Origin of the sequence: Daejeonella sp. (assembly GCF_049655485.1) — a bacterium.
Classification (GTDB): domain Bacteria; phylum Bacteroidota; class Bacteroidia; order Sphingobacteriales; family Sphingobacteriaceae; genus Daejeonella.
Map to the genome: position 1 here is coordinate 1 of NZ_JBASJU010000331.1, position 7,292 is coordinate 7,292.

The following is a 7,292-nucleotide window of genomic DNA, read 5'->3' on the forward strand; positions in this document are numbered from 1 at the left end:
CTTCTTTCAAGTGTCAACTCAAATATTTTTCATATAACCAAAACCCAAACCCCTTCATTTTGTTGTAGTTAATATATTATCACGGTAAACCTCTAAGCACCAGTTTAGGAAGACGCCGAATATATTCAATTAGAACGCTCTAAAACTTAGCAATGAAATTTAAATTATTAACCTTTTTTGTAATTGCGGGCATAGCTTTCGCAGGATGTAATTCAAACAACACCACGGAAAATCTAACAGATTCGACAATCGTTGTAGACAGTGTCTTGCGTGTCGATAGCGTAATTGTCGACACCACTCCTATACCGGATACAACAATAGTAAATCCCATGTAATATAATCGGCAATTCGGGAGCTCACTAAGGTTCGATTGCCCTTTCATTAATACAACAAATACGATTATTTTATCTGGAAGGTCTATAATTAGAGTATATCAACTATAGCCTTAAAGAATAAATTAAAAGATTACATTTTTCTTCATAAGGTTAAACATGTCCCGTATTAAAATTGTACTTACAGAAGACCATAAAATCTTACGAAGCGGCATCATGTCCCTCCTCGAATTTGAGGCAGATATCGAACTTGTTGGAGAGGTATCTAACGGTGCCGAACTTCTTGAATTATTTGAAAGTGGCACTTTTGATGCCAATGAAGTATTATTAATTACGGACGTAAACATGCCCGGGGTTAATGGCATTGACATGATACCCGGTCTCCTTGAAACCTATCCAAAATTAAAAGTCGTCATCTTGTCCATGCTTTCCAGTGAAAAGTATGTTCTTAAAGCTTTTAAATATGGAGCTAAGGGATACATGCTAAAGAATGTTAGTGCCGATGAGCTCCTGTTCGGTATCAGGCACATCATGAGTACCGGTTCCAGATACTTATCTACAGAATTATCTATGGAACTATTAGATCGTCAATTAGGCCGATCCTTTGCGGTTGCCGATGATCTTCCAGAAGTCGATCTATCCAGACGTGAAATAGAAATATTAGCCCTCATCGCCGAAGGGTTCACCAATCAGGAAATTGCGGACCGTATATTCACCAGTAAACGTACTGTAGAAGGGCATCGCCAAAATCTCATCGATAAAACCCAATCCAGAAATTCCGCCGCTCTTATCCGCTATGCGGTACTCCGGGGTATCGTAAGTTAGTCCCTCTTTCATGTATTGGCAGGAAAATTGATATCTCATGATTTCAATTATACCCATGAAAATTCAACTCAGCCTGCTGGTTTTAATCGTTTTATTTGCCTCTTTGGCTTTTGCTCAACAAAGCACAAAGCAACATAAACTGCTTTCAAACGCGGTTGACCACTATAAAAAACTACAGCAGAAAAACGACTGGCCTGAAATTACTCTGAATGGCAAGAGCGTTTTAAAGTTGAATGATAAGTCAGAAGCTTTGCCTCTAATCAGGGAACGGCTTCGCCTTCTTGGCGACCTCCGTCGCGGGCGTGATGAAGATATTTTTACGGAACGGCTCGAAGATGCTGTTAAACAATTTCAGCAACGACACGGTCTGGAGGACGATGGAGTAATTGGACCTGCATTTTTGAAGGCGCTCAATACCCCTCTCGAAAAGAGGATAGAGCAGTTGACCGCTAACATGAACCGGGTCATCCAGGATACCCTTAAAATGAAAGGCACGAGGATTATTGCCAATATCCCTGAATATAAATTATTCGTAATGGAAGACGATCTCGAAGTTCTCTCCATGGATATCGTAGTGGGCAAAATTTCCAACCCAACAGTCATATTCTCCGACACACTTGAAACCATAGTTTTCAGTCCTTACTGGAATGTGCCAGCAAGCATTGTAAGAAATGAAATTCTTCCGGCTATAAGCAAAAACAGTTCTTACCTGGAGGAAAACAATATGGAGATCACCGGCAAGGTTGACGGCCTTCCGAAGATCAGGCAGAAGCCGGGTCCGGACAACTCGCTGGGAAGTGTTAAATTTCTATTTCCGAATAAATACGATATCTATTTCCACGACACTCCTGCCACCTCTCTTTTTGAGAGGAAAAAGAGAGCCTTCAGTCATGGTTGCATACGATTGAGCCAGCCGTATGAACTCGCCCAATACCTGTTAAAAGATCAGGCGGATTGGACCGGGTCAGAAATCATCATGGCTATGGGCGCTGGAACAGAAAGATGGGTCAAACTCAAAACAAAAATTCCGGTATCAATAATATATTATACCGCATGGATAGATAACTATGGCTTGCTGAACTTTCGGGATGATATTTATGGCCATGATGAGGAGGAGGCAATTATCAATTACTAACAACTCACAACTCTAAACACTAGTCTCAATCCCCAGTCTCTTCAACAGCAGTGAGGCATTAAACGTTTTACACTCCCCTTCCTTGATCTTATAATCAAATTTCATTTCCGAGCCTTCAATTTCTATATCGAAGTAAAAATTCCGGATGTAATCCGGATATTTCTGCTCCAACTCGGCAATCTGAAGATCGTGCGTAGCGATGATTCCGACCGCTTTCCTGGAAATAAGCTTTTCAATGATAGCCTTCGAACCCCGATATTTGTCGACCGAATTGGTACCCCTTAGCATCTCATCAATCAGGAAATATACTTTACCCTCAGTCTCCAGGATTTCAAGCAGGCTTTGCAATCGGTCAAGTTCCGCCTTAAAGGTGGAGGTGTTTTCATTTAGTGAATCCCTGATACGCATGTAACTAAAAATTAGCATCGGACTTAATTTCATGTGTTTAGCGCAGACTGGAGCGCCTGCCAGTGCGAGTACCGAATTGATTCCCAATGTTCTCAGGAAAGTACTTTTACCCGCCATGTTGGAGCCGGTTATTATATCGATCTTCAGTTCATCATCCAGAGAATAATCGTTACTGACCCGGGTTGTATGTGGGATAAGAGGGTGCGCAATTGATTTCGCGGCAAGCGTGTAATTTTCTTTTTCGATAATTTCAGGAACCGTCCAGTCCGGATAATTTGTTGTGAGACTGCTCAGGCTGATAAGAGCTTCGAAGCTTGCCATTGCGTCGAATGCACCCTCCAGGTTTACTCTGTTCGCTTTTTTCCAATCCTCAATCGCAAAAAATTGGATGATGTTCCAGGGCATCACGAAATTTAAAAGGGGGCCGAGGTTGCTTGTTCCTAATGATAACTGTTTGATTAGTACCGAAAGCCTTTTAATTTGATCCGATAAGGTATGATTATCTTCTGCGGAAACGTCTTTAGCAAGCCCCTTACATAAGCCTGATTCCCAGTTCTCTTTTAGAATTGCGTTTAAGGCATCTGAGAAGTGTTCAAGAATCTTGCTCATTTTCCCGATCAAACTATCCGTTTTCGCTATCGATGATGAATAAGCTTGCATCAGGAGCAGATTGCAAATTCCCATCGCGATAAGCAGAATCATGAAAATCGGAAAAAACCAGGCAAGTGCAGCAGAGATTAAGAATACCCAGGGCGACCATTTTACATAAAATCTCACAAAGCCCGAACCAGATTCAGCAGCTGTGCGCAGATAGTGAAATAGCTGCTTAACCTGATCCACGTGCGAATTTTTGGAAAAAACAAGAACTGCCTGGAAATTATGTTTCCAGTCTTGTTTGGACGCGAGTTCCTCAACAGCGGCTTGTCTATCCTTCAGCACCGTGGCCGAAGATTTTTTCATAAGCCATTCTGCGAGCTTCGCATTTCCCAGAGTGGTGGCGCACCTATTCAGCAATTCAAATAAGGATCCCTTTCCAAAAATATCCAGATCAGAGGTATAAGGATGGAGATCATCCGACCAGACAGAACCGTCGCTGTATATGTTTGCCCGTGATTGAATACTGTCTATTTCGTTTTGATAAACCGCGGATAAGTCCTTGTAGTAGCTGCGCCTTCTTTCAAAAAAGTTCTGTTTTCTTACCAGAAAAGAAAAGATGAAGACCACTGCAAAAAATACAAACACGGGGGGCCAGGAAGCCTCTAATTTTAAGGCTTGGTAAAAGAAAAAGATCCCGGCTGCTATGACTATTAAACGAAGAATAGAATACTTATTGATGAGAGATTCATATCTCCTTACTTCAGAATTAGAAGTGGAAAGTTTGGATTGATAGTTATCGATGATGGTTTGGTCCATATTGGAGGAATGGCGATTTATTGAAAGGGCAAAGGTAATTTAAATAAGTTGACGGTAAACATTAGAGAGTTGAAAGTTGGAGAAGACTCGGATTCCAGCGTAGTCTGGAATCTACCAATATATTTCCCATTGCCTTGTCTTCCCGCGAAAGCGGGAAACTCATAATAATATATTTCACATAAAACTTGCATCTACGAATTTTTCGTAATACATTTACGAAAAGTTCGTAGATATGGAAAAACTAACCCCCAATGAAGAAGAAGCTATGCAAGCGGTATGGTCTTCCGGAAAGGGCACTATTAAGGATCTTCTGGAATTAATACCTCAACCGAAGCCTCCGTACACCACCTTAGCTTCTACCGTTAAGAATCTCGAAAGGAAGCAATTCATCCAAAGCGAGAAGATCGGAAACACCTTTTTATATACGCCCCTTATAAAAGAAGAGGATTATAAAAAGACATTTATGGGTGAATTCGTTAATGATTATTTCAGCAACTCATACAAGGAGCTTGTTACATTTTTTGCTAACCAGGAAAAGATCAGTGCAGACGAGCTAAAAGAGATCATAAAGATGATCGAGAAAGGAAAATCATGATGCCCGAAATAATTCTATATCTGCTGAAAGTTAACCTGGCACTCGTGCTGTTCTATGCAGGATATCATTTTATCCTGCAGCGATACACCTTCCACAGCATTAACCGGTTTTACCTGCTCCTCAGCATAGTTTACTCCGCGCTATATCCGCTGATTAATCTTACCGATATCCTCAACCGCAACGAAGACTTGAAAGAAACAATCGTGATGATTGCACCCAACTGGCAGGGTTCCGTAGTTGCTGAGGATAATGCGGCATTCTACTGGCAGGTTGCTTTAATAATTTTCTGGACTGGAGTTGCAATTATGACTATACGTCTTTTCATCCAGCTTGCATCTCTTTTAATTCTCCATGCCCAATCCAGTGCAATTACAAAAGGTGACATAAAATACAGGAAGATCTCAAAAGCAGTGAACCCCTTTTCCTTCTGGCGCACCATTTACCTCAATCCAGAATGCCATGAAGCAGGCGAACTTCAGTCAATCCTCGAGCACGAGCTGGTGCATGTAAAGCAGCTTCATACATTCGATGTGATGCTTGCAGAAATCAGCACAATTCTCTACTGGTTCAATCCGGGTGCATGGCTAATGAAGAAAGCAATAAAAGCAAATCTAGAATTCATCACCGACCAGGAGGTTATACGGTCTGGCATAGACAGTAAAGAATATCAATATACCTTGCTAAAAACCCATGCCCTGCCGCAAAACCAAATGCCCGTTAACAATTTCCATTTTTTAACTATTAAAAAAAGAATAGCCATGATCAACAAGAAACCATCAAACAAAATCAACCTCAGCAACTACTTTCTTCTATTACCTGCTATTATGCTGCTTGTATTATTAGCCGGAGTTTCAAAAGCTGATTTCACCAGAAAAGGCGTAGTGGATGCCATCACTAACATGCCTGTTTTGCCACTTGACCGGGTTTTCACAGACAACACGGAGGCAAACCAGGTTGAAGTAAAAAAGGAAAGCATCACTACTGACCAGCCCGACCCGATTGAAGACAAAAAACCGACCTTACAGACGTCCCCTCAAGACACTATTAAGAACGGCACGGTAAAAATTTCAGGTATCAATGAACAAGCCCCACCTCTTTATATAGTCGATGGAAAGGAAATGCCGGCACGGTGGAAAGATTTGGAACCCAATACCATTGCAACTGTAGATGTATATAAAGGCGAAGCTGCAATAGCGCGGTATGGCGAAAAGGGGAAAAATGGTGTAATAGAAATCCGAACTAAGTTAGCCGGCTCGGGACAGAATATCGAATCCTCCAAACCAAAATTAGCAACTGCCGATGGCTCTAATCAAAATCAAAATGTTTCCCTGAAAAATATTGACAAACAGCTTATTATTCTCGATGGCAAGGAGATCAGCAAGTCGGAACTCGAGCAAATGAAAGTAAGCAGCATCGTCACCATTAATATTCTAAAAGGCAATTCCGCAGTAAGCCAGTATGGAGAGAAGGGTGAGAATGGGGTTATTGTTATTACTACGAAATAGTGGAGAATGGAGAGTGGAGAATGGAGAATTGGGATGCGTACCTAATTTTCAAATTAATTAAAAGCGCTGAGTCGTCGGAAAGACATTCTCAACTCTCAACTCTCAACTCTCCATTAAAAAAGGACTTGCTCCCCAAACACTCGCTCCAACGTGGCCTGAGCTTCCTCACAAAACCCCGGATGCACTTTCGAAGTCTGAACAACAGTACTGCGCGTAGCCGTAAGCCACCTAAAGCGGGAGGCGGGATCCAGCTTTCCTATTGGGCCGCCTTCCCTGGTACCGGCACTGATTTGTCCGAATGCCTTTAGACTTTCTTTAATTTCATCGATATCGATATCTTTTGCAAATGCTGCGAGACGCTTCTCATCCAGTTCGCACATAGATTTCAGAAACTTCTGATCTCTGCAGTAAAGAATAACGCCCACATTCAGGAATTCCTCACGCTCCACCCTGGGCACAACGCGGATCACAGCGTACTCAAATAAGTGCTTTCCTTGCATTTTGGGCTTCATTTACAAAAGTTTTTGAATTAGCGATGCGCGTTTCTAAAAATACAGCATAAGCATCCCGGTATTCCTGTTTCGTTTTGAATGTATTCTCGTCGTCGAGCCATTCATCAGGTATCAGTGCCACGATTGAACGGATATGCTCGCTGCTTAATAGTTTACTGTATTCTGCATCAACGGCTTCCAGCTCCGATGCTTCCGAAAGCAAAACGTGTTCTTTTATCAGGAAAAAAGGTTTTATGGCCTGTTCCTCCCAGTTTTGCCAGGAGTGGTGAAAGTAAAGGGATGCACCGTGGTCAATAAGCCACAATTCTTTATGCCAGATCAGCATATTGGTATTGCGGCAGGTGCGGTCCATATTGGTAAGCAGGCAGTCGAGCCAAACAATTTGTGAAGCGAGCCAGGGATCTACCTTGTGCACTACCGGATCAAAGGTGATGGAGCCAGAAAGATAGTGTAAACCCAGATTCAATCCGACGCTAAATTTAAGAAGGTCCTGAATCTCCTCATCCGCTTCAGTTCGGCCAAAGGCTTCATCAAGTGTGGCAAATACCAATTCCGGAATTCTAAGTC

Annotated in this window: 8 protein-coding genes; 5 read left to right on the plus strand and 3 right to left on the minus strand. The window is 42.0% G+C overall.

All coding sequences use genetic code 11. The features are described 5' to 3' along the window. The first annotated feature begins 152 nt into the window (after positions 1-152). The 3 genes from WBJ10_RS13585 (at position 153) to WBJ10_RS13595 (ending at position 2,292) form a co-directional block, all read left to right on the plus strand. Complete coding sequence (locus tag WBJ10_RS13585) at positions 153-335, plus strand: hypothetical protein (RefSeq protein WP_424291191.1); 183 nt, start codon at positions 153-155, stop codon at positions 333-335. Positions 336-491: 156 nt separating this feature from the next. Continuing rightward, a complete protein-coding gene (locus tag WBJ10_RS13590; protein WP_424291193.1) occupies positions 492-1,157 on the plus strand; it encodes a response regulator in 666 nt (221 codons plus the stop codon). A 55-nt stretch (positions 1,158-1,212) separates the two neighbouring features. Beyond that, the gene (locus WBJ10_RS13595; RefSeq protein ID WP_424291195.1) at positions 1,213-2,292 is read left to right on the plus strand and encodes a L,D-transpeptidase family protein; all 1,080 of its coding nucleotides are present in this window, start codon (positions 1,213-1,215) and stop codon (positions 2,290-2,292) included. Between the two features lie 12 nt (positions 2,293-2,304). Here the strand turns inward: WBJ10_RS13595 and WBJ10_RS13600 are convergent, their stop codons facing one another. Beyond that, the gene (locus tag WBJ10_RS13600; RefSeq protein WP_424291197.1) at positions 2,305-4,113 is read right to left on the minus strand and encodes a MutS-related protein; all 1,809 of its coding nucleotides are present in this window, start codon (positions 4,111-4,113) and stop codon (positions 2,305-2,307) included. Between the two features lie 232 nt (positions 4,114-4,345). On the opposite strand from WBJ10_RS13600, the gene WBJ10_RS13605 reads away from it, so the two are divergent. Then, positions 4,346-4,708 carry a BlaI/MecI/CopY family transcriptional regulator gene (locus WBJ10_RS13605; protein WP_424291199.1) on the plus strand — a complete coding sequence of 121 codons (363 nt, stop codon included), beginning with the start codon at positions 4,346-4,348 and terminating at the stop codon, positions 4,706-4,708. Further along, positions 4,705-6,213 (plus strand): M56 family metallopeptidase, encoded by a 1,509-nt coding sequence (locus tag WBJ10_RS13610; protein ID WP_424291201.1) that lies wholly within the window; start codon positions 4,705-4,707, stop codon positions 6,211-6,213. Before WBJ10_RS13605 ends, WBJ10_RS13610 begins: the two co-directional genes overlap by 4 nt. A 113-nt stretch (positions 6,214-6,326) precedes the next feature. Here WBJ10_RS13610 and WBJ10_RS13615 read toward each other — a convergent pair whose 3' ends face one another. Both WBJ10_RS13615 and WBJ10_RS13620 read right to left on the minus strand, forming a co-directional pair. Then, entirely contained in the window at positions 6,327-6,725 is a 399-nt protein-coding gene (locus tag WBJ10_RS13615) for a DUF3037 domain-containing protein (protein ID WP_424291203.1), read from the minus strand. Then, a partial coding sequence (locus WBJ10_RS13620) for a HipA family kinase (protein ID WP_424291205.1) occupies positions 6,691-7,292 on the minus strand: 602 nt, incomplete at its 5' end. The genes WBJ10_RS13620 and WBJ10_RS13615, both read right to left, overlap by 35 nt.